General features: G+C 67.2%; 23 protein-coding genes. 15 read left to right on the top strand and 8 right to left on the bottom strand.

Going from position 1 to position 20281, the window contains the following annotated elements; genetic code table 11:
• A partial coding sequence (locus E1263_RS34940) for a hypothetical protein (protein WP_132175352.1) occupies nucleotides 1-210 on the bottom strand: 210 nt, incomplete at its 3' end.
• A 133-nt stretch (nucleotides 211-343) separates the two neighbouring features.
• Here E1263_RS34940 and E1263_RS34935 point away from each other — a divergent pair.
• Nucleotides 344-1579 carry an MFS transporter gene (locus E1263_RS34935; RefSeq protein WP_132175350.1) on the top strand — a complete coding sequence of 412 codons (1236 nt, stop codon included), beginning with the start codon at nucleotides 344-346 and terminating at the stop codon, nucleotides 1577-1579.
• On the opposite strand, the gene E1263_RS34930 is transcribed toward E1263_RS34935, so the two are convergent.
• Nucleotides 1576-2757: a putative peptide maturation dehydrogenase gene (locus E1263_RS34930; RefSeq protein WP_132175348.1), complete on the bottom strand. Its 1182-nt coding sequence runs from the start codon at nucleotides 2755-2757 to the stop codon at nucleotides 1576-1578. The two genes, E1263_RS34935 and E1263_RS34930, sit on opposite strands and share 4 nt — an antisense overlap.
• A 165-nt stretch (nucleotides 2758-2922) precedes the next feature.
• Here E1263_RS34930 and E1263_RS34925 point away from each other — a divergent pair, with 165 nt between their 5' ends.
• The 7 genes from E1263_RS34925 to E1263_RS34895 all read left to right on the top strand — a co-directional run bounded on the left by E1263_RS34925 (nucleotide 2923) and on the right by E1263_RS34895 (nucleotide 6682).
• Complete coding sequence (locus E1263_RS34925; RefSeq protein WP_165956851.1) at nucleotides 2923-3252, top strand: NHLP-related RiPP peptide; 330 nt, start codon at nucleotides 2923-2925, stop codon at nucleotides 3250-3252.
• A gap of 114 nt (nucleotides 3253-3366) precedes the next feature.
• A complete protein-coding gene (locus E1263_RS34920) occupies nucleotides 3367-3696 on the top strand; it encodes an NHLP-related RiPP peptide (protein ID WP_132175344.1) in 330 nt (109 codons plus the stop codon).
• A 13-nt stretch (nucleotides 3697-3709) separates the two neighbouring features.
• Nucleotides 3710-4030 carry an NHLP-related RiPP peptide gene (locus E1263_RS34915; protein WP_132175342.1) on the top strand — a complete coding sequence of 107 codons (321 nt, stop codon included), beginning with the start codon at nucleotides 3710-3712 and terminating at the stop codon, nucleotides 4028-4030.
• Nucleotides 4031-4047: 17 nt separating this feature from the next.
• Nucleotides 4048-4368 (top strand): NHLP-related RiPP peptide, encoded by a 321-nt coding sequence (locus E1263_RS34910; protein ID WP_132175340.1) that lies wholly within the window; start codon nucleotides 4048-4050, stop codon nucleotides 4366-4368.
• A gap of 5 nt (nucleotides 4369-4373) precedes the next feature.
• Nucleotides 4374-4700 (top strand): NHLP-related RiPP peptide, encoded by a 327-nt coding sequence (locus E1263_RS34905; protein WP_165956850.1) that lies wholly within the window; start codon nucleotides 4374-4376, stop codon nucleotides 4698-4700.
• A 108-nt stretch (nucleotides 4701-4808) separates the two neighbouring features.
• The gene (locus E1263_RS34900; protein ID WP_132175336.1) at nucleotides 4809-5447 is read left to right on the top strand and encodes a pyridoxamine 5'-phosphate oxidase family protein; all 639 of its coding nucleotides are present in this window, start codon (nucleotides 4809-4811) and stop codon (nucleotides 5445-5447) included.
• 110 nt (nucleotides 5448-5557) lie between these two features.
• Nucleotides 5558-6682: a sensor histidine kinase gene (locus tag E1263_RS34895; protein ID WP_238161828.1), complete on the top strand. Its 1125-nt coding sequence runs from the start codon at nucleotides 5558-5560 to the stop codon at nucleotides 6680-6682.
• On the opposite strand, the gene E1263_RS34890 is transcribed toward E1263_RS34895, so the two are convergent.
• Nucleotides 6679-7893, bottom strand: coding sequence for an alpha-hydroxy acid oxidase (locus E1263_RS34890; RefSeq protein ID WP_132175334.1), 1215 nt, complete (start codon nucleotides 7891-7893; stop codon nucleotides 6679-6681). The genes E1263_RS34895 and E1263_RS34890 overlap by 4 nt on opposite strands.
• Before the next feature lie 81 nt (nucleotides 7894-7974).
• On the opposite strand from E1263_RS34890, the gene E1263_RS34885 reads away from it, so the two are divergent.
• Nucleotides 7975-8661, top strand: a complete 687-nt coding sequence (locus E1263_RS34885; protein WP_132175332.1) for a FadR/GntR family transcriptional regulator — start codon at nucleotides 7975-7977, stop codon at nucleotides 8659-8661.
• On the opposite strand, the gene E1263_RS34880 is transcribed toward E1263_RS34885, so the two are convergent.
• Nucleotides 8646-9092 (bottom strand): DUF6069 family protein, encoded by a 447-nt coding sequence (locus E1263_RS34880; RefSeq protein ID WP_132175330.1) that lies wholly within the window; start codon nucleotides 9090-9092, stop codon nucleotides 8646-8648. The genes E1263_RS34885 and E1263_RS34880 overlap by 16 nt on opposite strands.
• A gap of 129 nt (nucleotides 9093-9221) precedes the next feature.
• Here E1263_RS34880 and E1263_RS34875 point away from each other — a divergent pair, with 129 nt between their 5' ends.
• The 5 genes from E1263_RS34875 (at nucleotide 9222) to E1263_RS34855 (ending at nucleotide 13748) form a co-directional block, all read left to right on the top strand.
• Nucleotides 9222-10376, top strand: coding sequence for a sensor histidine kinase (locus E1263_RS34875; RefSeq protein WP_132175328.1), 1155 nt, complete (start codon nucleotides 9222-9224; stop codon nucleotides 10374-10376).
• Between the two features lie 103 nt (nucleotides 10377-10479).
• Complete coding sequence (locus E1263_RS34870) at nucleotides 10480-11139, top strand: response regulator (protein WP_132175326.1); 660 nt, start codon at nucleotides 10480-10482, stop codon at nucleotides 11137-11139.
• Nucleotides 11140-11148: 9 nt separating this feature from the next.
• Nucleotides 11149-11814, top strand: coding sequence for a response regulator (locus E1263_RS34865; RefSeq protein WP_132175324.1), 666 nt, complete (start codon nucleotides 11149-11151; stop codon nucleotides 11812-11814).
• A 181-nt stretch (nucleotides 11815-11995) separates the two neighbouring features.
• Nucleotides 11996-12913, top strand: coding sequence for an ABC transporter ATP-binding protein (locus E1263_RS34860; protein WP_132175322.1), 918 nt, complete (start codon nucleotides 11996-11998; stop codon nucleotides 12911-12913).
• Nucleotides 12903-13748 (top strand): ABC transporter permease, encoded by an 846-nt coding sequence (locus E1263_RS34855; RefSeq protein ID WP_132175320.1) that lies wholly within the window; start codon nucleotides 12903-12905, stop codon nucleotides 13746-13748. The genes E1263_RS34860 and E1263_RS34855 overlap by 11 nt, the downstream gene beginning before the upstream one ends.
• Here E1263_RS34855 and E1263_RS34850 read toward each other — a convergent pair.
• The 4 genes from E1263_RS34850 to E1263_RS34835 are packed head-to-tail and all read right to left on the bottom strand — an operon-like array spanning nucleotide 13741 to nucleotide 19054.
• A complete protein-coding gene (locus E1263_RS34850) occupies nucleotides 13741-15009 on the bottom strand; it encodes a glycoside hydrolase family 125 protein (protein WP_132175318.1) in 1269 nt (422 codons plus the stop codon). The genes E1263_RS34855 and E1263_RS34850 overlap by 8 nt on opposite strands.
• A 22-nt stretch (nucleotides 15010-15031) precedes the next feature.
• Nucleotides 15032-16252, bottom strand: a complete 1221-nt coding sequence (locus E1263_RS34845) for an ROK family transcriptional regulator (protein ID WP_132175316.1) — start codon at nucleotides 16250-16252, stop codon at nucleotides 15032-15034.
• Nucleotides 16252-17814 carry an alpha-amylase family protein gene (locus tag E1263_RS34840; RefSeq protein WP_132175314.1) on the bottom strand — a complete coding sequence of 521 codons (1563 nt, stop codon included), beginning with the start codon at nucleotides 17812-17814 and terminating at the stop codon, nucleotides 16252-16254. Before E1263_RS34840 ends, E1263_RS34845 begins: the two co-directional genes overlap by 1 nt.
• A gap of 43 nt (nucleotides 17815-17857) precedes the next feature.
• Nucleotides 17858-19054, bottom strand: a complete 1197-nt coding sequence (locus E1263_RS34835; RefSeq protein ID WP_132175312.1) for a cysteine desulfurase-like protein — start codon at nucleotides 19052-19054, stop codon at nucleotides 17858-17860.
• A 123-nt stretch (nucleotides 19055-19177) separates the two neighbouring features.
• Between E1263_RS34835 and E1263_RS34830 the strand changes: the two genes are divergently transcribed.
• Nucleotides 19178-20146, top strand: a complete 969-nt coding sequence (locus E1263_RS34830; RefSeq protein ID WP_238161827.1) for a DMT family transporter — start codon at nucleotides 19178-19180, stop codon at nucleotides 20144-20146.
• Nucleotides 20147-20281: the final 135 nt, after the last annotated feature.

Below are 20281 nucleotides of genomic sequence, written 5' to 3'. Positions count from 1 at the left end.
GTCCAGAGGTGGGCCGGGGGTGGCGAACTCCGAGGTGAGATCTATGGCCACGGTGGCGCGGTAGCGGGCGTCGGGGCCGCAGAGGATGGCTGTGAAGGTGCCGCGGCTGCGATCGCCGTGGCTGACCATGAGGTCGACTACGTCGGCGGCGAGGGCGGGGTCGGTGAGGGGACGGTCGGACCAGGTGGGGGCGAGATCGCGGAATGTCATACCTAGAAGGTGCAGTGGTTCCGGGCGCTGATTCGGGTTATCCACAGGGCAATGTGAGGCGACACAATTGGCCCAGGCAGATAGGACCGAAGTGGATCTGCAGCGTGGGCCGCTGGGATCATAGGCTCGGCACATGACGACGAACAAGTTCTTGCCGCCCGCCGGAGCGCCGCGCAACTTGGCGATGGCGCAGCTGGCCAATGCAGTGGGTGACGGGGCGTTTGTCGTCACGTCGGCGTTGTTCTTCACGCGAGTGGTCGGGCTGTCGGAGGCTCAGGTTGGTTTGGGGCTGACGATCGCTTGGCTGGTCGGGTTTCTGACCGGCGTGCCGCTGGGCAACTTGGCCGACCGTAAGGGTCCGCGGATGGTCGCGATCCTGCTGGCGCTCAGTACGGCGGTCTCCGTGTCTGCGTTCCTGTTCGTCCGGAGCTTCCCGCTGTTCCTCGCGGCTGCGATTGCCTACGCGTGCAGCCAGACCGGTCTGACAGCAGCACGCCAAGCGCTCCTGGCGGGGCTGATCGCACCGGCCGAGCGCACCCGGATCCGGGCCTTCCTGCAAGCCACGGTGAATGGTGGACTCGCGGTCGGCGCGCTGCTCGGCGGAATCGCGCTCCGGTTCGACACGGAGACGGCGTACCTGATCGTCTTTGCGGTGGATGCGGTGAGCTTCCTGATCGCGGCATTGCTGATCCGGCGGGTGCCGTCGGTCGCGGTGACGGTGCGGGCCCAGGGTGAGCCGCGGCTCGCCGTACTGCGCGATCGCCCGTACGCCGTCCTCGCGCTGCTGAACTCGATCATGCTGCTGTTCATGCCGCTGATCAGTCTGATCGGCCCGCTGTGGATCGTGACTCGCACCGATGCGCCGAGCTGGGCGGTCGCCTCGCTGATGATTGTGAACACGCTCGGCGTCATGATCTTCCAGGTGCGGGTAGCTCGCAAGGTCACCGACCTGCGCACCGCGACCCGCTCGATCCGGTACGCCGGGATCGCGATGCTGGCCGCCTGCGGCGTCTTCGCCTTCACCGCGATGAAGCTGCACCCGGCGGCAGCGGCCGGCGTACTGGTCCTGGCTGCTGCGCTGCTGACGCTGGGCGAGATGAAGCTGGCTTCCGGGGCATGGGAGATCAGCTTCGGGCTGGCACCGGCTGACAAGCAGGGGCAGTACCAAGGGTTCTTCGGCACCGGGCCCGCGATCGCGAGGATGCTTGGCCCGGCACTGCTGACCACGGTGGTCCTGGGTTGGGGACCGATCGGCTGGATCATCGTCGGAGCGTTGTTCGTGGCGACCAGCCTCGCGACCGGACCCGCCGTGAAGTGGGCCGCGCGGACGCGATCCGTCAGCGTGGATGCCCCGGCTTCGGTGGCCTAGGACTCCTCGTCCGTTCGCAGCCAGACCTCTTGGGCCGGATCGAACTCGCTGGTGGACATGGTCTGCGCACGCCAGCCGAACCCGCAGATGGCCAGCGGACCCTCGACGAGGGGGTCCAGGCCGAAGCCGCGCTCGATGTCGACCTCGTTGATCGCCGAGGTGACGAAGGCGCCTAGACCTAGCTCGGTTGCACTCAGATACAAGGTCTGCGACAGGTGACCGCTGTCGAGCACGAGAGCCCGGTACGCCTTGGCGTGCTGGCGGTACTTCCAGAAGCTGCGCGCGTATCGAGGGGTGAGGACCGCCATCGCCGGCGCGTTGGAGAACCAATGCTGACCGGCCAAGGCGCGGCGCGCGAACTGCTCGAGCGGTTCGTCCGGGGTGCGCAAAGGTTCCAGCGCGTGGTCGACCACGTGGTAGTGGTACAGGCCAGGTGCGAGACCTTCGACGTTCTGGACGATCAGGTACGCCTCGGTCGGGTGCAGGCCGCCGCCGGAGGGCGTGTTCTTCTTCAGGAACACGGTGTACTCGTCGACCTTCACCTGCGACTGGGCAGCGAACACGCGTTGCATCATGTGTGCGAACAACGGCAGCGACAGTGGGCGTTCGCTGTCGAAGTTGCGGCAGGTCGAGCGTCGCGCCAGCATCGCGTCGAAGTCGTTGCCGTCGATACGTGGCAAAGCCACCCGCTCCCCCGCGTCCACACGCTCCAACGCATGGATGGGCGGCGCGCCGAGCTTGCGGCGCAGGTCTGCCGCGGTGGTCATTTCATTGGATTCCATGCTGCTGACGCTGTCCACGCCCTCCCAGCGCGCGAGTCGGTGCATCATCGCCGCGGCCGGCCACCAATGACCGGCGCGTAGGGCTTCGTCGCGTTCGCGGTGCGGTGCGTCGGGTTCTTCTTCGGCGAGCACCAGGCCGCGCTTGATCAGGTTGGGCAGTAGGGATTCTTCGGCGGCTTCGAGGGACTCGGCGGCGCTCCATTCGCTGGGACTCAGGCGGCCGAGCAGCTCGCGTTCCTGCGAGTCAACCTCGACCGGCGCATCCAGATGCGCAGCCAGTGCAAGCCAGCGCTGGTGGCGACTCAGCCCTGCCCCACCGGTCAGCAAGGACTCCAGGTCGAAGTCCACATCCTCGCGAGACTCCAAGAACAGCACGGCACAACGACGTACACGCATCTGGCCCCCCAGTTGGCGATGACAGATCCGGAGTAGCGGATCCGGTGATGACCGCAACACGGAACACTCCCCGTGCCGAACAACGGTCAGCTAAGGTTTCTACCATGCAGCCTCGAACGCTGGGGGCGTGAAGCTGCACACACACTGACATGTATGGGGGGAACCATGCAATCGACCGTTCAGGACTCCAAGCTGCGGATTCCGCACGAGGTCGTCGATCGGCTGCTCGAGCTGCTCGCCACGGACGACGCGTTCCGTGAGCTGTTCCGGCAGGACCGCCACGCCGCCCTGATTCAGGCCGGCTGGGAGCTACCCGAGGAGCAGTTGCGCGCCAACTCGTCGCTCGACTGCCTGACGGTGAATCGCCTTGCCAGCAAGGAGACAATCGCCGGTGCCCGTGCGGAACTGCGCGCGCATCTGCTGACTGAAGCGGCGTACAACAATCCGCACCGGCTGGACGCCGGAGCGATGCACGCGGTCCTGCGCCACAACTGACAGCACACTCTGGCTGTTTCCCGCGCGTGGGACGCGGCGCTGCGCTGAAGCTGACCCAGCGTAGCCGCTGGGTCGCGCCCTCCCTGGGCGTGCCTGTCAGCAAGGGGAAACGCCATGACACCAACCATCCAGGGCACGAAACTGCAGTTCCCGCCGGCGGTCGTGGATCGGCTGCTCGATCTGCTCGCCACCAACGACACGTTCCGCGAACTGTTCGCCGAGAACCGCCACGCCGCATTGGTTCGGGCCGGGTTCGAGCTGTCCGAGGTCGAGCTGCGCGAGCGTTCGCCGTTCAGCTGCCTGATCGTGGATCGGCTTGCCAGTAAGGAATCCATCGCGGAATCACGGGATCAGCTACGTGCCCACCTGCTGGGAGCCGGGACGCACACGGTCGTGTTCTTCCTGGGGACCGACTCGCAGTACACCACCCGACGCCGCAACTGATCGGAGCACTGCCATGCCTTCAACCATCGAGGAAACCAAACTCCAGATCCCGCCGAACGTCGCCGACCGACTGCTCGAACTGCTCGCCACCGATGATGCGTTTCGCGAACTGTTCGCGCGGGATCGTCATGCCGCACTGATCGGCATCGGGCTGGACAGCCAGCAGGTCATGGGCGCGCGACTGGGTTGCCTGCGGGTGGAGAACCTTGCCGGCAAGGACGAGATCGCCGCTGCGCGGGACACGCTGAAGGACTATCTGACGTCGGCCGCGAGCCACACCAATCCGCATCGGCTGGAGGCCGGCGCAATCGGCGCGGTCCTGCGCCGCAACTAACACCACGGGAGATCGCTATGTCATCAACCATCCAAGACACCAAGCTGCAGATTCCGCCCTCCGTCGCCGATCGGCTGCTCGAGCGGCTCGCCACCGACGATGTGTTCCGCGAACTGTTCGCGCGGGACCGTCATGCGGCCCTGATCGACGTGGGACTGGACAGCGAGAAGGTCAACGGCGCACCGCTGGCTTGCATGGTGGTGGAGACCCTGGCCGGCAAGGCCGAGATCGCCGCGGCGCGGGAGGCGCTCAAAGCGCACCTTACGTGGGGCGGTAACCACACCAGCCCGCACATGCTCGAAGCCGGCGCCATGCAGGCAGTCTTGCGGGAGGGGTGAGCGCCGTGTCGTTGACTGTTCAGGACGTCAAGCTGGAGATTCCGCCGGCGGTTGCTGATCGGTTGCTGGAGTTGCTGGCAACCGATGACGGGTTTCGTGCGCTGTTCGCGCGCGATCGGCGTACGGCGCTGATGCAGGCCGGGCTGGAGGTCGAGCCAGAGCAGCTGCGGGCTTCGGCGTTGAGCTGCATGGTGGTGGAGACGCTGGCGAGCAAGGGCGAGATCGCCGCCGCTCGCGAAGCGCTCAAGGCGCACTTGACCGAGGGCGGCAACCACAACAACCCGCACGCTTTGGAGGCCGGCCGGATGTCGGCGGTCCTGCGCAGGCGCTGAGCGGCGGTACGACGGGACCAGTGGGCGGACTGGTCCCGCTCTAAAATGGTGTCCGCGGACACGGGCCGTCAGTGTGGATGGTCCGGCCGCGGACGCCTGAGGAGCCTGATGGACATCCCCGGTCTGGTTGAGGTCACGACGTACGAGGAACTGCGCGAGATTGTGCCGGCGCCGCTGGGCGCGGCGGTGGACAAGGAGCGCAAGGAGTTGCATGCGCTGGACCGGGACTGGTTGGCGGCGTCGCCGTTCGTGTTGATGGCGACGTCGGCGGCTGATGGGACCTGCGATGTCTCGCCGAAGGGCGATCCGGCGGGGTTCACGTTGGTGCTGGACGACCGGACGATCGCGATTCCGGATCGGGCCGGCAACCGGCGGGTGGACAGCTTCGAGAACATCATCAGCAACCCGCATGTGGGGCTGATCTACTTCCTGCCGGGGCGGACGGACACGCTGCGGATCAACGGGCGGGCGCGGATCGTGCAGGAAGCGCCGTTCTTCGACCAGATGATCGTCAAGGGGAACCGGCCGCAGCTCGCGCTGCTGGTCGACATCGAGGAGATCTACCACCACTGCTCGAAGTCGTTCCTGCGGTCGAAGCTGTGGAAGCCGGAGACGTGGGACACCAGCGCGGCACCGAGCCGAGCGGAGATCTCGCAGGCGCTGGAGCGCAAGGACGCGACGATCGCGGAGCTGGAGAAGTACTACGGCAAGGAGTACGAAGACAAGATCTACGACGTCAAATACTGACTGAATACCTTCCCCACCCCACCACCCCGGTCGTACTACGCTCGGCGTAGAGCCATGTACACCGTGGCGACGATGACAGCGCGGGGCTGAGCGCCGTACGGTTCCGTACTGTGAGCACTGATCATTGGGCCCAGGTACGGCGGATCGCGCTGCCGCTGGTGCTGTCCGTGATCGGTGTGGTCGGGTCGTTCGGGGCTGCGAACAACGGGCAGCCCGACCGGCGAGCGGCGGACTGGTTCATGGTGCTGCTGATTCTGAAGGGGACCCTGTCGCTGTACTGGCTGCGGACCCATCTGATCCCAGTGCTGTGGGCAACGGTCGTCTCAACACTCATCTACATGCTGATGCAGTACCCCTACGGCCCGGTGATCTTCCCGTTCATCATCGCCGTGTTCACGACCATCCGTGCCGGTCACCGGCTGGTCGGGTGGTCGGCCCTTGCTGCGCTGTACATCGGGCATGTCGGTGGGCGGCTGCTGCTCGGTATCAACGAGCAGGGCGTCTACCAGATCCTGCTGGTCGGGTTCTTCTTCGTTCTGCTGGGCTGCGTCTCGGAACTGTTCCGAGCGCACCGGGACCGGGTTACGGCGTCAGACCGCACGCGGCGCGAGGCTGAGCTGCGACAGGCCAGTGAGGAGCGGCTCCGGATCGCGCAGGAGCTGCATGACGTCGTTGCGCACCACATCTCGCTGATCAACGTGCAGGCGTCTACTGCGCTGCATCTGGCTGACCGTCAGCCCGAGCAGGCCGCTCCGGCGCTCGCTGCGATCAAGGACGCCAGCAAAGAGGCCCTCGTGGAGCTGCGGTCGATCGTCGGCATCCTGCGCCAAAGCGACGAGTCAGCGCCCCGGCAGCCGGTCGCTGGGTTGGAACGGCTCGAGCATCTGGTCAGTCGGACGTCCATGGCGGGACTGGAGGTCCACACCGTCATCCATGGCGAGTCACGGCCACTGCCCACCGGGCTGGACCGCGCTGCGTTCCGGATCATCCAGGAGTCGCTGACAAACGTCGTACGGCATGCGAAGGCGACTGCGGCGACAGTACGAATCCAGTACGGCGAGGAGTCGCTGGTGATCCAGATTGACGACAACGGGGAGTCGCTGGCTGGTCCGCCGACGGACGGCAACGGCATCGTCGGCATGCGCGAACGGGCCACCGCCCTTGGCGGAACGCTGGCGACGACCCGCACCCCCGTTGGTGGACTTCGGGTCGTCGCTACGCTGCCCCTCCCCTAGTTGGGTAGACGCACGTGTGACGGGTTGAGTTCGGCGATGCTGGAGACGCCGAGGAGGGCCATCGTGCGGCGGACCTCCTTGGTGAGGATGTCGGTGGCGCGGGCGACACCCTTCTGGCCGCCGGCCATCAGGCCGTAGAGGTATGCGCGGCCAACCAGGCAGGCGTCGGCGCCGAGAGCGATCGCGGCGACGATGTCGGCACCGGACATGATGCCGGTGTCCAGGTAGACCTCAACATCCTTGCCGACGGCCTTGCGGACGTCCGGGAGGATGCGCAGCGGGGTTGGCGCCCGGTCCAGCTGGCGGCCACCGTGGTTGGAGAGCACGATCGCGTCCGCGCCCGCATCGACCACGCGGCGGGCGTCCTCGACGGTCTGGATGCCCTTGACGATCAGCGGGCCGTGCCAGATCGAGCGCAGCCAGGTCAGGTCGTCGATCGTCATAGTCGGGTCGAAAAGCTTGTCCAGCAGCTCGGCGACCGTGCCGTCCCAGGAGGAGAGCGAGGCGAAGGTCAGCGGGCGGGTGGTGAGCAGGTTGGCCCACCAAGCGGGGTGCATCGCCGCGTCCACGACGGTCTTGGCGGTCAGCGACGGTGGGATGGTGAAGCCGTTGCGGACGTCGCGGAGACGAGCGCCGGCGACCGGTACGTCGACGGTCAGCATCAGCGCTTCGTAACCGGCGGCAGCGGATCGCTTCACCAGGTCCTCGCCGAAGTCGCGGTCGTTCCAGACGTACAGCTGGAACCACTTCCGCGCGTCGGGAGCGGCCGCGGCGACCTCCTCGATCGAGGTGGTGCCCATGGTGGACAGCGCGTACGGGATGCCGGCCTGCTGCGCGACCTTGACGACCGCGTTCTCCCCCTCGTGGTTCATCATCCGGGTGAAGCCGGTCGGCGCGAACGCGAACGGCAACTCCGAGCGGGTGCCGAGGATCGACGTACCGAGGTCGATGTCGGAGACGTTGCGCAGGATCGACGGCTGCAGCTCCATCTCGGCGAACAGGCGGCGGGACCGGGCCAGGCTGATCTCGGACTCGGCCGCGCCGTCGGTGTAGTCGAAGACCGAGCGCGGCGTCCGGCGCTTGGCCAGGGCGCGCAGATCGGCGATCGTGAGCGCCTTCTCCAGGCGGCGGTCGGTCGCGTTCATCGTGACCGGCTTCGCCCGCAGGAGCGGCTTCAGCTCGGACCATTTGGGTAGCTGTCGATCGGTCATCAAGGGCTCCGGAGCAGGCGGTCGAGGTGTGGTCGGACCACAGCTTAGCCTGTGGTCCGACCACACGGGTAGAGTCACCGTGTGAAGAACTACGAGCTGGTGCTGCATCGGGTCGAAGCGGATCTGGCGGCCGGGCGGCTGCGGATCGGTGGCCGGCTGCCCGGCGAGCGCGCGCTGGCCGAAGAGCTCAAGATCAGCCGGCCGTCGGTGCGCGAGGCCGTCCGGGTGCTGGAGGCGATGGGGATCGTCCGTACGGCGACCGGGTCCGGGCCGGAGGCAGGAGCCGTGATCGTGGCTGAGCCGGTGTCGCCGTTGACGGCCTTACTGCGGTTGCATCTGGCAACGAATCATCTGCCGATGGGGGACGTCGTACAGACGCGAATCCTGCTGGAGTCGTGGGCTGCGCGCGAAGCGGCGGGACGGCCACTGGAGTTGGACGCGGTGGCGGACCTGCTGGATCGGATGGATGCGCCGGGCTTGTCGCCGGAGGAGTTCCATCTGCTCGACGCGGAGTTTCATGTCGCGTTGGCCGGGTTGGCCGGGAATGTCTTGATTGCGGCGGTGATGGAGTCGTTGCGGTCGGCAATTCACGGGTATGTGCTGGCCGCGGTGCCGAACCTGCCGGATTGGGAGGCGACGGCGGTGGGGCTGCGAGGCGAGCACCGGGCGATCATTGCGGCGCTGGCCAAGGGTGATGGTGATGCGGCATCGCGGTTGGTGGCGGCGCATATCCAGGGGTTCTATCAGGCTGCTCAGTTGTCTTCGTAGCAACGGTCTTGCGCTGAGAGAGCGGTGCGGCGGAGGCCCAGGATCACGATCGCCCCGACTAGCAGGTGGAAGCTCGCCAGGCCGAGCTTGGCGCCCAGGCCGATGCCTCCGGTGAGGGGGCTGCCTAGCGAGAGCAGGCAGGCGATCGCGGCGACGATTGTCCAGGCTTTGCGGGCTCCTCGACTGGCGCGTTCGAGGATGGCCAGCAGCGCCCAGCCTGCGAAGGTGAGTGCCGCTGAGGCGATGGCGATTGCCGGGAGGCCGACGTGCTGAAGGGTGCCGCCCTGGTTCGCGTCGAGCGTGAGGCCGGCAATGGGCACGAGGACCGCCCACCAGGCTGCTGAGGCGATCGTCGCGGCTCCCACGACCAACAACCTGCTTCGATCGGTACGGCGCTTGGTCGGGGTGACGGGCTGCGTGGTGGTGCTCATGACTTCCTCCGGATCGGTTGAGTGGGGATACCGTCGCTGATGCGTCGGGTGGCGGGCATCGGCCGGAGGGTTGACGGGCACCTACTTTGGTTGGTGGTCGTGCGGGTGCCGGCGACTTAGGGTCTTGGCATGGAGAGAGCGGACTGCCTGCCCGCGGGGCGGCCGGGGATCTGGGATGCGTGGGTCGTCGTCGCCATCGGGGCGTTGACCGCGACGACCATCGTGGGGCGGTTGGCTGATCAGAGTCAGCCGCGACGGCTGATGCTGGATCTTCTGGTGGGAGTCGTCGCCACGGGGTTGATGGTTCTGCTGCCTCGGCGGCCGGTGGGGACCGCAGTTGCGATGGCGCTGCTGGTGACGCTCTCACCGGCCGGTACGCCGGCGTCCACGGCAGCCACCTTGGGAATTGCGATGCGCTCCCCACAACGGACGGCCATCGCGATGACGGCGGTCCAGGTCACGGCGCACCTGGTGCAGGGCATCTGGCGGCCGATCGGCGGATTGTCGTTCGGATGGTTTGCCCTGCTGGTGGTTGCCGTGCACGTCGCCTTGCTGGCATGGGGCCAGTGGATGCAGGCTCGGCGATTGCTGCTGGAGAACCTGCTGGATCGGGCGCAGCGGGCCGAGGCTGAGCAGGGGCGGCGGGTTGCCGAGGCGCGGACGCTGGAGCGAACGAGGATGGCGCGGGAGATGCACGACGTACTGGCGCATCGATTGTCTTTGCTGGCAACGTATGCGGGCGCACTGGAGTATCGGCCGGACTCGTCGCCGGAGAAGCTCGCGCAGGCCGCGGGGGTGATCCGGACCGGGGTGCATCAGGCGTTGGATGAACTGCGTGAGGTGATCAGCGTGTTGCGGGACACCGAGATCGAGGAAGGGCCGGGTGGCCGGCCGCAGCCGACGTTCGGGGATGTCGAGGGGCTGGTGGCGGAGTCGCGAGCGGCCGGTACGACGGTCGCGTACGACGAACGGGTCGACGAGGTGACGTCATTGCCTCCGGCAACCGGGCGGACGGCGTACCGGATTGTGCAGGAGGGGTTGACGAACGCACGGAAGCACGCGGCGGGGCACCCGGTGACGGTGAGCGTCAGCGGGCGGCCGGGCGACGGGTTGCGGATCGCGCTGACCAATCCGGGATCGAGCGGCGTACCGATTGCTCCTGGGAGTGGGACTGGGCTAGTGGGGTTGACGGAGCGGGTGCAACTGGCGGGCGGGACGCTTGATCATCAACGCGAGCCTGGTGGTGGGTTCCGGCTCGAAGCATCGCTACCGTGGCCGGCATGAGCTCTGTATTGAATGCCACGCTCCGCGTGGCGGGTCATGGGGCTTTAACTCCAGCCCTTCCCTCGTCGCTCCAGTCGCTTCTCAGTCCAGGTCAGGAGGCCCCATGACCGGTGAACCGACGATCCGGGTGCTGGTGGTCGATGACGATGCGCTGGTACGGGCGAGTCTGGAGATGATGCTCGACGGTGCGCACGGGATCGCGGTGGTCGGGCAGGCGGCGGACGGGGACGAGGTGCAGGCGGCGGTCGACGCGCACTTCCCGGATCTGGTGCTGATGGATCTGCGGATGCCGCGGATGGACGGGATTGTTGCGACCAGGCGGGTGCGCGCGCGGCCGAATCCGCCGGAGGTCGTGGTGCTGACGACGTTCGACACCGATGAGAACGTGCTGCATGCGCTGCGGGCCGGGGCGAGTGGGTTCCTGTTGAAGGACACTCCGCCGGCCCAGATCGTTGACGCCGTACGGCGGGTTGCGGCCGGGGACCCGATCTTGTCCCCCGCGATCACCCGGCGGTTGATGGATCGGGCGGCCACGCAGGCTGATGCGCATACGGTCGCGCAGGAGTCGTTGAAGCGGCTGTCACCGCGGGAGTACGACGTGATGCTGGCGGTCGCGCAGGGGAAGGCGAACGCGCAGATCGCGACCGAGCTCTACATGAGCCTCGCGACGGTGAAGGCACACATCTCGCACATCCTGACCAAGCTGGAGCTGGGGAACCGCACGCAGATTGCATTGCTCGCTCATGACGCTGGGCTCGCTTAGTGTGTGCGCATGATCAGGGTGTTGCTGGCGGATGACCAGGCGTTGGTGCGGGCCGGATTCCGGGCGTTGCTGAACGCCGAGGACGACATCACGGTGATCGGCGAGGTCGCCGACGGGGCTGAGGCCGTTGCGGTGGCACGGGCCGAGAAGCCTGATGTGGTGCTGATGGACATCCGGATGCCGGGGACTGACGGGTTGAGTGCGACTCGGATGATCGGTGCTGACCCGGAACTGGCCGACGTACACGTGGTGATTCTGACGACGTTCGATCTGGATGAGTACGTGTTCGAGGCGCTGCGGTTCGGGGCGAGTGGGTTTTTGGTGAAGGACACGGAACCGGTTGAGCTGCTGCAGGCGGTGCGGGTGGTGGCGCGCGGGGATGCGCTGCTGTCGCCTGGGGTGACGCGGCGGCTGGTGGCTGAGTTCGCGAGTCGCAGTCGGCAACCCCATGCCAGCAAGGAGCTTGATGTGCTGACCGAGCGCGAGCGGGAGATTGTCGCGCTGGTCGGTGAGGGCTTGTCGAATGACGAGATTGCGGAGCGGCTGGTGTTGAGCCCGGCCACCGCGAAGACGCATGTCAGCCGCGCGATGATCAAACTCGGTTGTCGCGACCGGGCGCAACTGGTGGTCGTCGCCTACCAGACGGGACTGGTTCGGCCGGGGTGGTTGGGGTAAGCGGACCCCAGCCACTCACCAACCTCCGCCGGTCCGAACCGTTGAGCGTGCGGCAGCGTTCCGATCCTGGGAAACCGCGACTTGGTGAGTGGGGGCGGTCCGCTCTACTCCGGCTGGGGTAGATGAGGTCACGCCCGGTGGACGACGCGGGGACCCGGCCCGGAGCGGCAGTCTCTTCGGTATGAACACGACAGGGGTTCCACTGGTCGAGGTGATCGGCCTGACGAAGAGGTACGGCGACACGCTGGCTGTCGGTGGGGTTGATCTAACCGTGCTGGCCGGCGAGGTCTATGGGTTTCTGGGGCCTAACGGGGCTGGGAAGACCACGACCTTGCGGATGCTGACCGGGTTGATTGCACCGACGGCCGGGACGATCAAGGTGCTCGGTGGGCGACCGGGGAGTCCGGAGGTGCTGGGGAAGACGGGGTCGATGATCGAGTCGCCCGCGTTCTATCCGTACCTGTCGGGGCTCGACAATCTCAGGCTGCTCGCCGAGTACGCCGAGGTCGCCCGCGCGAGGGTCGACGAGGTGCTGGAGCTCGTGGACCTGAAGGAGCGCGCGCGGGACCGGTTTTCCCAGTACTCGTTGGGGATGAAGCAGCGGCTGGGAGTAGCGGCGGCGTTGCTGAAGGATCCCGAGCTGGTGATTCTGGACGAGCCGACCAACGGGCTGGACCCCGCGGGGATGCGGGATATGCGGCGGCTGATTCGGGAGCTCGGGTCGGAGGGGCGGACTGTCTTGCTGTCCAGTCATCTACTCGGGGAGGTTCAGCAGATCTGCGATCGGGTCGGGATCATCGACGGCGGCAAGATGGTTGCCGAGCACAACGTCGAGGAGCTGCGCGGTGAACAGGAGCTCGTGATTCGGGCCCAACCACTGCAGGCCGCGTACGACGTACTGGCCCACATACTCGGCGTCAAAGTCCACCTGTACGACGAAACGCTCCGTGTGCAAGTGGATCCGGGGCGCGCGGCGGAGGTGAACCGCGTACTCGTCGAGGCCGGGGTCGCCGTGTCCGAATTGCATAGTACTGAGCGCGCACTCGAGGACCTGTTCTTCGAGCTGACGACAAGCGAGGAGAAGGTCGATGTTGGGTAGCTACCGCGCGGAGGTCTTGAAGCTCCGCAAGCGTTCCGCGGTCTGGGTGCTGTTCGGCGCGGGCCTCGTACTGAGCCTGATCTTCGGCTATCTGCTGCCCTACTTGGGTTATGTCACCGGCGAGGACAACCCGCAGGTCGACGGCATCCCCCGCGACCAGGTGCTGGCCGGCATGCTGCCGGCCAGGGTCATCGACAACACGATCGGTGGCTATCCGATCTTCGCCGGTGCGCTCGCCCTCGTCCTGGGCGCGATCGTGATCGGCGGCGAGTACACGTGGGGCACGCTGAAGACCATCTTCACCCAGCGGCCAGGCCGAGCCAAGATCCTCGGCGCCCAGTTCCTCGGCCTCGCCACCATGATCGCCGTTTGGGTCGTCGGCATCTTCATCACCTGCGCCCTGTGCAGCATCGGAATCGCAGCAGCCGAAGACGGATCGTCAAGCTGGCCAGGCATCCTGGATATCCTCCAAGGCCTCGCCGGTGGCTGGCTGGTGCTGATGACGTGGTGCCTGGCCGGGGCGGCGCTGGCTGTTGCCTTCCGCAACGTTGCGCTGCCGATCGGGCTCGGCGTGGTCTGGATCCTCGGCATCGAGACCCTGCTGGCCGGGGCCGTCAACAGCCTGCTGCCGGATCTCAAGTTCCTGTCGAACGCGCTGCCTGGGGCCAACGCCGGCTCGCTGGTCTTCGCAGTGACCGGGATGGCCACCGGCGACGCACCTCCCGGCGTACGGGATGCTGTCGGCGGTGGCCGTGCCCTCGCAACTCTGCTGGCCTACTGCCTGGTCTTCGCCGGAGTGGCAGTCTGGACGACCAGGCGGCGTGACGTCACTTGATGCCGGCGTGCACCAGGGCGAGCTCGCAGAACATCGCGTTCGCCCACGAGAACCACTCGCGGGTGAACTGCGAAGGATCGTCGACGTCGAAACCTTCGTGCATGAGGCCGGTACCGCCGGTGGTGTCGCGGAGGAGCTCCAGCAACTGCTGCCGCTCCTCCGCGGAGGTACTCGAAATCCCCTGCACAGCAAGGGCGATGTGCCAGATGTAGCGGGGCGGCGTGTGCGGGCTGCCGATGCCGGAGGCCGCCGTACCGCTGTAGTAGTACGGGTTTTCCGGGCTCAGCAGCAGCTTGCGGGTCGCCAGGTACGTCGGGTCGTCGGGCGCGACGAAGCCGGACAAAGGGGCACTGAGCAACGAAGGCATGTTGGCGTCGTCCATCAGCAACGCCTCCCCCATCCCGTCCACCTCATAGGCGAAAACGCGGCCGTGGACCGGGTGATCGACCGTCCCGTGCTGGGCGATCCCGTCCTCGATCGAGGACTTCAGCTCCTTGGCGCGCGCGGCCAGTGACTCGTCGCCGAGCACCTCGACCGCGATCTCCTGCAGGTAGCCCAGAACGACCGCAGCAAACATGTTCCCCGGCACGTTGAAGCCGAGGTCGGTCGCGTCATCACTCGGCCGGAACGCGCTCCACGACATCCCGGTCGGCTGCGTCAAACGGCCCAGACCATCACGGACGAGCGAGTCTGACGGCCGGTCATCGTGCCGCTGGAACCGGTACGGCGAACGCGCCTCGTGGTCCTGCTCGACCGTCCACAGGTCGATGATCGCCTCAGCGGCCGGGCGGAACCGCGCGTCGATCACCTCGGCGCGACCCGTTGCCTTCCACAACTTGTAGGCCAGGTCGAGCGGGAAGCACAGCGAGTCGATCTCGTACTTGCGCTCCCACACCCACGGCGACATCTCGGTCTCGTCGCTCGTGTGGCCAGCCCCGTTGGCTTCCTGGTTGAACGCGTTCGCATACGGATCCAGTACGACGTACTCCAACTGCCGGTGCAGTACGCCGATCAGCACCTCCTGCAGGCCCGGGTCGTCCTGGCACAGCAGCAGGTACGGGCGCAGTTGCGCTGCGGAGTCGCGCAACCACATCGCCGGGATGTCGCCGGTCAGCACGAACGTCGTACCGTCGGGCAGCCGCTCGGAGACAGCCGGCAGGTTGTCGGCCATCGACCGCCGGAACATCTCCGCGATCACGTCGTCCCCACTGGCCGCGCGGACCTTCTCGGTGGCGCGGGACAGCACGTCGGGATCGATCATCAACCCATACCTTTCAACAGAGTTACCTTTCAGCAACGAGTTCGCGTTCCGGCGAGAACGTGTGGTCCAGTACCAGGCTGCCGGCGCCGATCGCCCCGGCGTCCGCACCGAGCGCCGTACCGGTGACTTCCACACCGTGGATCGTGCGGACCGTGAAGCGGCTCTGCAGAGCGGCGCGGACACTGTCGGTGAGCAGCGGGGCGAGCTGTTCGAAGTAGGGGCCGCCGAAGACCACCCGGTCCAGGTCGAGCAGGTTCGCGACGTCTTCGACGACTCCTGCGATCCGCCCGGCCAGTGCCGTGATGATCTCTGCCGCGGCCCCGGGCCCGGCGGCGGCCAGCGTACACAGCTGGGTGAAGGCGGCGTCCACCGCCTGCCGGTCGTCGAGGTCGATGCTCTGGGCAAGCACTCCGGCGTGAACCGCTTGGTGGACCAGGTACCGCGGCCGGCTGGTCTCGCCGACGCAGCCCCGGCGACCGCAGAAGCAGAGCGGGCCGTCCGGGTCGACAATCACGTGGCCGATCTCGCCGGCGTTGCTGGACGAACCGCGGACGACCTCGTCGCCGAGCACCAGGCCGGCGCCGACCCCGGTGCCGAGGTAGAAGAAGACGAAGTTGCCGGGTCCGCTGACCCATTTCTCGGCGGCGGCCGCGGCGGTCACGTCCTTGTCGAGGAGGACCGGCATCCCGGTCCGCTCGCGCAGCTCGTCGCGCAACGGGACCAGATGCCAGGCCGACAGGTTCGGTGGATCGACGACGACACCACGCTCGACGTCGATCGGGCCGGGCGCAGCGATTCCGACGCCGATCACGCGATCACGCGCGGCGCCGGACTCGGCAATCACGGACTCAATGGTCTCCGCGATGGCGTCGATCAGGACATCAGGACCATCACCGGGCGGAGCGAGCTGGCGCCGGGCGACCACGTGACCGGTCAGATCGAGCAGTACGACGGTGACGACCGCCGGGTCGAGATGGACGCCGACGGCGTACTGGCCGCCGGGCTCTAGCTCCAGGAGCGTGCGTGGTTTGCCGAGGCCGGTGCTCTTCTGCCGACCGGCCTCGCGGACGAGTCCGGCGTCGAGCAATCGGCGGGTGATGTTCGAGATCGCCTGCCCGGACAGGCCGGTCGCCGAGGCGAGCTCGACCCGGCTGAGCTGCTCGCTGCGGCGAATCGCGTCCAGGACCACCGCGTCGTTGTACCCACCGACGCGATCGAGATTCGTGCCCCGGCGAATATTCATCACGAGACCGGGTCCACTCCCCACGGCCGTGACCAGTCGTAGTTGACCGTGTTTCCCCCACTGCGCCAGGCCGTCGGGGTCGTGTTAACCAACCAGTCGGTTGGCTCGATCCCACCCGCGTCGCCGCCGTCGAGCGCCAACCGGATCCCGGCGCGCAAGGCCCGGTCCGTGCGCTCCATGCGTGCTGCGGGGTCGATCGACAAGAAGAGCGCCGTACCGGATCGGGCGACCAGGTCGAGGAAGCGTTCGTTCAGCTCCCACGGCGTTTGCGGCGTGCACGGCACGCAGTCGGCATCGACGGTGAAGAAGCGGCCGTGCTGCGGCAACCGGAAGGCGAGCGTGTTGACGCCCATCTTCCGCGTCCGCTCCCAATCCCGCCCAGAGGTGTCGTCACCCGTCCGCTGCACATCGACCAGCCCGGCCGCGAGATGCCCGACCGTGTTGCACCCGATCAGTACGACGTCCTGCGCGGCGTCCCGGATCTCGCGGTAGAAGGCGAGGATGATCTCGGCCGTCGTCCGGCTCGGGTCGTGCAGCTGCCAACCGCTCTCGGTCAACCGCGAGCCCATCGCCGGCCCGAACGCCCCGAACACGTCGTACGTGCTGAAGTCATGCTTGACCAGCTCAAAACCCCAGTCCTTGAACCGGGTCAGATCCGCGCGAACCAGCTCCAAGACTTCCGGGTACGACGGATCAAGCGCTCGGCCCGGTTTGTCGTGCGGGCCCGGGCGGCCGTAGCGACCGGCCTCGCGCGTGAGCAGCGGGCGGAACCACAGCCCCGGACGAGCCCCGATCGCCGCGATCGAGGCCGCCGTACCGGCGAGGTCGTCGAAGACGCCGGGGATGCCTTGGTCCCACGGGCCGCCGGAGGCGATACCGCCTGGGTACCAGCCGTCGTCGACGACGCTGAACGGCTTGACCGGGTGCCCGTCGGCGAGCTCGACGATGGTGGCGGCGTCGGTGAGGACGGCCTTCTCGTCGAAGTTCTCGCCGTACGCGTAGTACCAGTTGTTGGCCCCGACCACCGGCGCGGGCTCAGGTCGCGCCGGCAGTCGGGAGCTCATGGTGGCGACCGCTGCATTGAGGGTCTGCCAAGGTGATCCAGCGTCTTCGAAGGCTTTGACGGTAGCGGCTTGGAGGGTCCGGCCGCTCAGCTTGGTCGGCCCGCCGCCGTTGCGGAGGTCTAGCCAGAGGGTGAAGCCGTCGCCGTCGACCGTCCACGCTGCGAAGGCATTCGGCTGGACCTCGACCCCGGCACCGGTCGTCCGACCTGTCTTCGGGTCGTGGGCGAGGAAGTACCACGGAAGCAGGCGCTCGGGCTGCTGATGGCGCCACTGAAGGTCGCCGTACGAGCGTTCCCAGGCGTCGCCGAGGATTAGCGCGTCGGCGGGAAGCGCTGTGGACCAGCGGAGGGCGACCCGGATGACTGTGTCGGCGGTGACGTCGACGGTCCCATCGTTCCAGCCGACCTCGACCCCGGCGGCCGACCAGGTGAGGTCATGACGACCGGCCGCGATCAGGTCGTCGCCGCTCTGGACGAAGACCGCGCTGGGTTCCCTCACACGACCCCCGAGCCTCTCCACATTTTGACTTTCCCCATTGACTTTAGTTAGTGCCCTGGAGGAGCGTCAAGAGAGCGGCCACCAGGCGGTCCACGTCGGATTGATCCGTGTACGGCGAGAGCCCGGCGCGGACTGCACCTTCGGTGAGGCCGAGGTGGCGGGCCGGTTCGTAGGCGTAGAAGGTGCCGGCGGGAGCGTTCACTCCGGCTTTCGCCAGTTGCTCGGATACGGCGGCAGGCGTGTGACCAGCGACGGTGAACAGCAGGGTCGGGGTCCGGTGGGCCGCGTGGCCGTAGAGAGTGATCTCGGGGATGGCTTTGAGTCGGGCTTCGAGGTCGTCGCGGAGTGCGTCCTCGTGCTTTTCGACCAGGCTGAGCGAGTCGTTCAGCTGCTCGCGGCGGGTCGTTCCCTCGCCGCCCAATGCGGCTAAGAAGTCGACAGCTGCCGTCGTACCGGCGAGGAGTTCGTAGGGCAGTGTGCCCAGCTCGAACCGCTCCGGTACGGCGTCGGTGGAGGGCAGGAGCTTGTCCGGGTGAAGCGTCTCGAGCAGCTCGGGCGTTGCGGTCAAGACGCCGAGATGCGGCCCGAAGAACTTGTACGGCGAGCACACGTAGAAGTCGGCGTACGACGCATCGATCGGGGCATGCGCGGTCAGGTGCACGCCGTCGACGTACAGGAGCGCGCCCGCAGCGTGGACCTGGTCGGCGATCCGAACCGTGTCAGGGCGGGTACCGAGCAGGTTGGATGCGCCGGTGACCGCAACCAGTTTCGTACGGTCGGAGAGGAGCGGCGCGATGTCGTCGAGCTCCGAGGTCTCGCGGTCGAACGAGAGCCAGCGGACGGTCGCGCCGACCGCCTCGGCGGCCTGCACCCAGGGGCGGACGTTCGCGTCATGGTCGAGGCGGCTGACAACGATCTCATCGCCGGGACCCCAGGACTTGGCGAGCGTCCGGGAGAAGTCGTAGGTCAGCTGGGTCATGCTGCGGCCGAAGACGATCCCGTCGGGCGTGGTGCCGAGCAGGTCGGCCATCGCCGTACGGGCATCTCGGACGATGCCGTCGGCTCGTCGCTCGGCCGGGGTGAGCTGACCGCGGTTCGCCAGGGCGGAGGTCATCGTCGCGGCGACCACGTCCGCGACCGGTTGCGGAGTCTGTGAACCACCGGGGCCGTCGAAGTGCGCGGCCCCTTCACCGAGTGCCGGGAACTGCTTGCGGACGGCGATGACATCGAAGGCACCCATGGCCGCCATCCTCTCCCGCCGAACCGGTTCTGAGCCAGGGGTCTGCCCGACGCCGGACAAAGGTCTGCCCGGATCCAGAAATCGCAGTACGAAATGTCGGTGCGGTGGTGCAGGATGTCAGGAGTGAGCACCCCGACGACTACTGACACCTCCGCTGCCCCGATTCCGGTCAAGGACTGGCTCCCGACCATGCTGACCCTGGCCGCCATCTGGGGCTGCAGCTTCCTGTTCATCTCGGTCGGCGTGCGGGAGTTGCCGCCGCTCTACCTCGCCCTCGGCCGGGTCGCCGCGGGCGCATTCGTACTGCTGGTGTTCCTGGCGATCAAACGCGAGGCACTCCCCCGTGACCGGCGCATCTGGGCGCATTCGTTCGTGGTCGGTGCGGTCGGATCGGCGCTCCCGTGGACCCTGTTCGGGTACGGCGAGGAGCGGATTCCGTCCCTGCTCGCCGGGATCTGGAACGGCATCACCCCGCTGGTCGTGCTGCCGATCGCCGTACTGATCTTCAAGACCGAGTTCTTCTCGGTGCAGCGCGGGCTCGGCCTGCTGATCGGGTTCGCGGGCATGCTCGTCGTCCTGGGCGCGTGGAATGTGAACGGTGGCGCGGATCTGACCGGCCAGCTGCTCTGCATGCTCGCCGCGATCAGCTACGGGATCGCCGTTCCGTACCAGAAGCGCTTCCTGGCCGGAAGCAAGGTGTCCGGAACGGCGCTGTCCGCGACCTTGTTGCTCTGCGCAATGGTTCAGCTCGCGATCGTGGCCCCGCTCGTCACCCGGCAGTTGCCCCCGGCCCCGTGGTCACTGTCGCCCGAGGTGCTCGGCAGCGTGCTCGCACTCGGCGCCGTCGGCAGCGGGATCGCCTTCGTCCTCAACATGCGCAACATCCGCCTGATCGGCGCCAGCCGCTCGGCGATGGTTACTTACCTGATGCCGGTCTTCTCGATCCTGGTCGGCGTCCTCATCCTGCGCGAGCACATCACCTGGTACCAGCCCGTCGGCGGTGTCGTCGTCCTCCTCGGCGTCGCCATCTCCCAAGGCGTATTCAGCTTCCGACGCCGACCGGCGGTCGTCGCACCCGAGCCGGTGGTTTAGCGGACCGCCCCCACTCACAGTGAGAATGGTTGGCGTGGTCCCGCAGCGGTCTTCCTGACTCACCCACTCACTGACTTCGGGTCTTCAATTGGATCTGTCGGTCGACTCGCTGCGGGACCACGTCTGCACCCACCC

The sequence above is a fragment of the Kribbella antibiotica genome, from assembly GCF_004349055.1.
Lineage (GTDB): Bacteria > Actinomycetota > Actinomycetes > Propionibacteriales > Kribbellaceae > Kribbella > Kribbella antibiotica.
Note: the sequence above shows the minus strand (reverse complement) of the source record. Positions and strands in the feature narration are given on the sequence as shown.

Excerpts from the sequence above, each read along its gene's own strand:
- E1263_RS34935 (WP_132175350.1), top strand. The coding sequence starts at position 344 with ATGACGACGAACAAGTTCTTGCCGCCCGCCGGAGCGCCGCGCAACTTG.
- E1263_RS34930 (WP_132175348.1), bottom strand. The coding sequence starts at position 2,757 with ATGCGTGTACGTCGTTGTGCCGTGCTGTTCTTGGAGTCTCGCGAGGAT.
- E1263_RS34925 (WP_165956851.1), top strand. The coding sequence starts at position 2,923 with ATGCAATCGACCGTTCAGGACTCCAAGCTGCGGATTCCGCACGAGGTC.
- E1263_RS34920 (WP_132175344.1), top strand. The coding sequence starts at position 3,367 with ATGACACCAACCATCCAGGGCACGAAACTGCAGTTCCCGCCGGCGGTC.
- E1263_RS34915 (WP_132175342.1), top strand. The coding sequence starts at position 3,710 with ATGCCTTCAACCATCGAGGAAACCAAACTCCAGATCCCGCCGAACGTC.
- E1263_RS34910 (WP_132175340.1), top strand. The coding sequence starts at position 4,048 with ATGTCATCAACCATCCAAGACACCAAGCTGCAGATTCCGCCCTCCGTC.
- E1263_RS34900 (WP_132175336.1), top strand. The coding sequence starts at position 4,809 with ATGGACATCCCCGGTCTGGTTGAGGTCACGACGTACGAGGAACTGCGC.
- E1263_RS34890 (WP_132175334.1), bottom strand. The coding sequence starts at position 7,893 with ATGACCGATCGACAGCTACCCAAATGGTCCGAGCTGAAGCCGCTCCTG.
- E1263_RS34880 (WP_132175330.1), bottom strand. The coding sequence starts at position 9,092 with ATGAGCACCACCACGCAGCCCGTCACCCCGACCAAGCGCCGTACCGAT.
- E1263_RS34875 (WP_132175328.1), top strand. The coding sequence starts at position 9,222 with ATGGAGAGAGCGGACTGCCTGCCCGCGGGGCGGCCGGGGATCTGGGAT.
- E1263_RS34870 (WP_132175326.1), top strand. The coding sequence starts at position 10,480 with ATGACCGGTGAACCGACGATCCGGGTGCTGGTGGTCGATGACGATGCG.
- E1263_RS34865 (WP_132175324.1), top strand. The coding sequence starts at position 11,149 with ATGATCAGGGTGTTGCTGGCGGATGACCAGGCGTTGGTGCGGGCCGGA.
- E1263_RS34860 (WP_132175322.1), top strand. The coding sequence starts at position 11,996 with ATGAACACGACAGGGGTTCCACTGGTCGAGGTGATCGGCCTGACGAAG.
- E1263_RS34855 (WP_132175320.1), top strand. The coding sequence starts at position 12,903 with ATGTTGGGTAGCTACCGCGCGGAGGTCTTGAAGCTCCGCAAGCGTTCC.
- E1263_RS34850 (WP_132175318.1), bottom strand. The coding sequence starts at position 15,009 with ATGATCGATCCCGACGTGCTGTCCCGCGCCACCGAGAAGGTCCGCGCG.
- E1263_RS34845 (WP_132175316.1), bottom strand. The coding sequence starts at position 16,252 with ATGAATATTCGCCGGGGCACGAATCTCGATCGCGTCGGTGGGTACAAC.
- E1263_RS34835 (WP_132175312.1), bottom strand. The coding sequence starts at position 19,054 with ATGGGTGCCTTCGATGTCATCGCCGTCCGCAAGCAGTTCCCGGCACTC.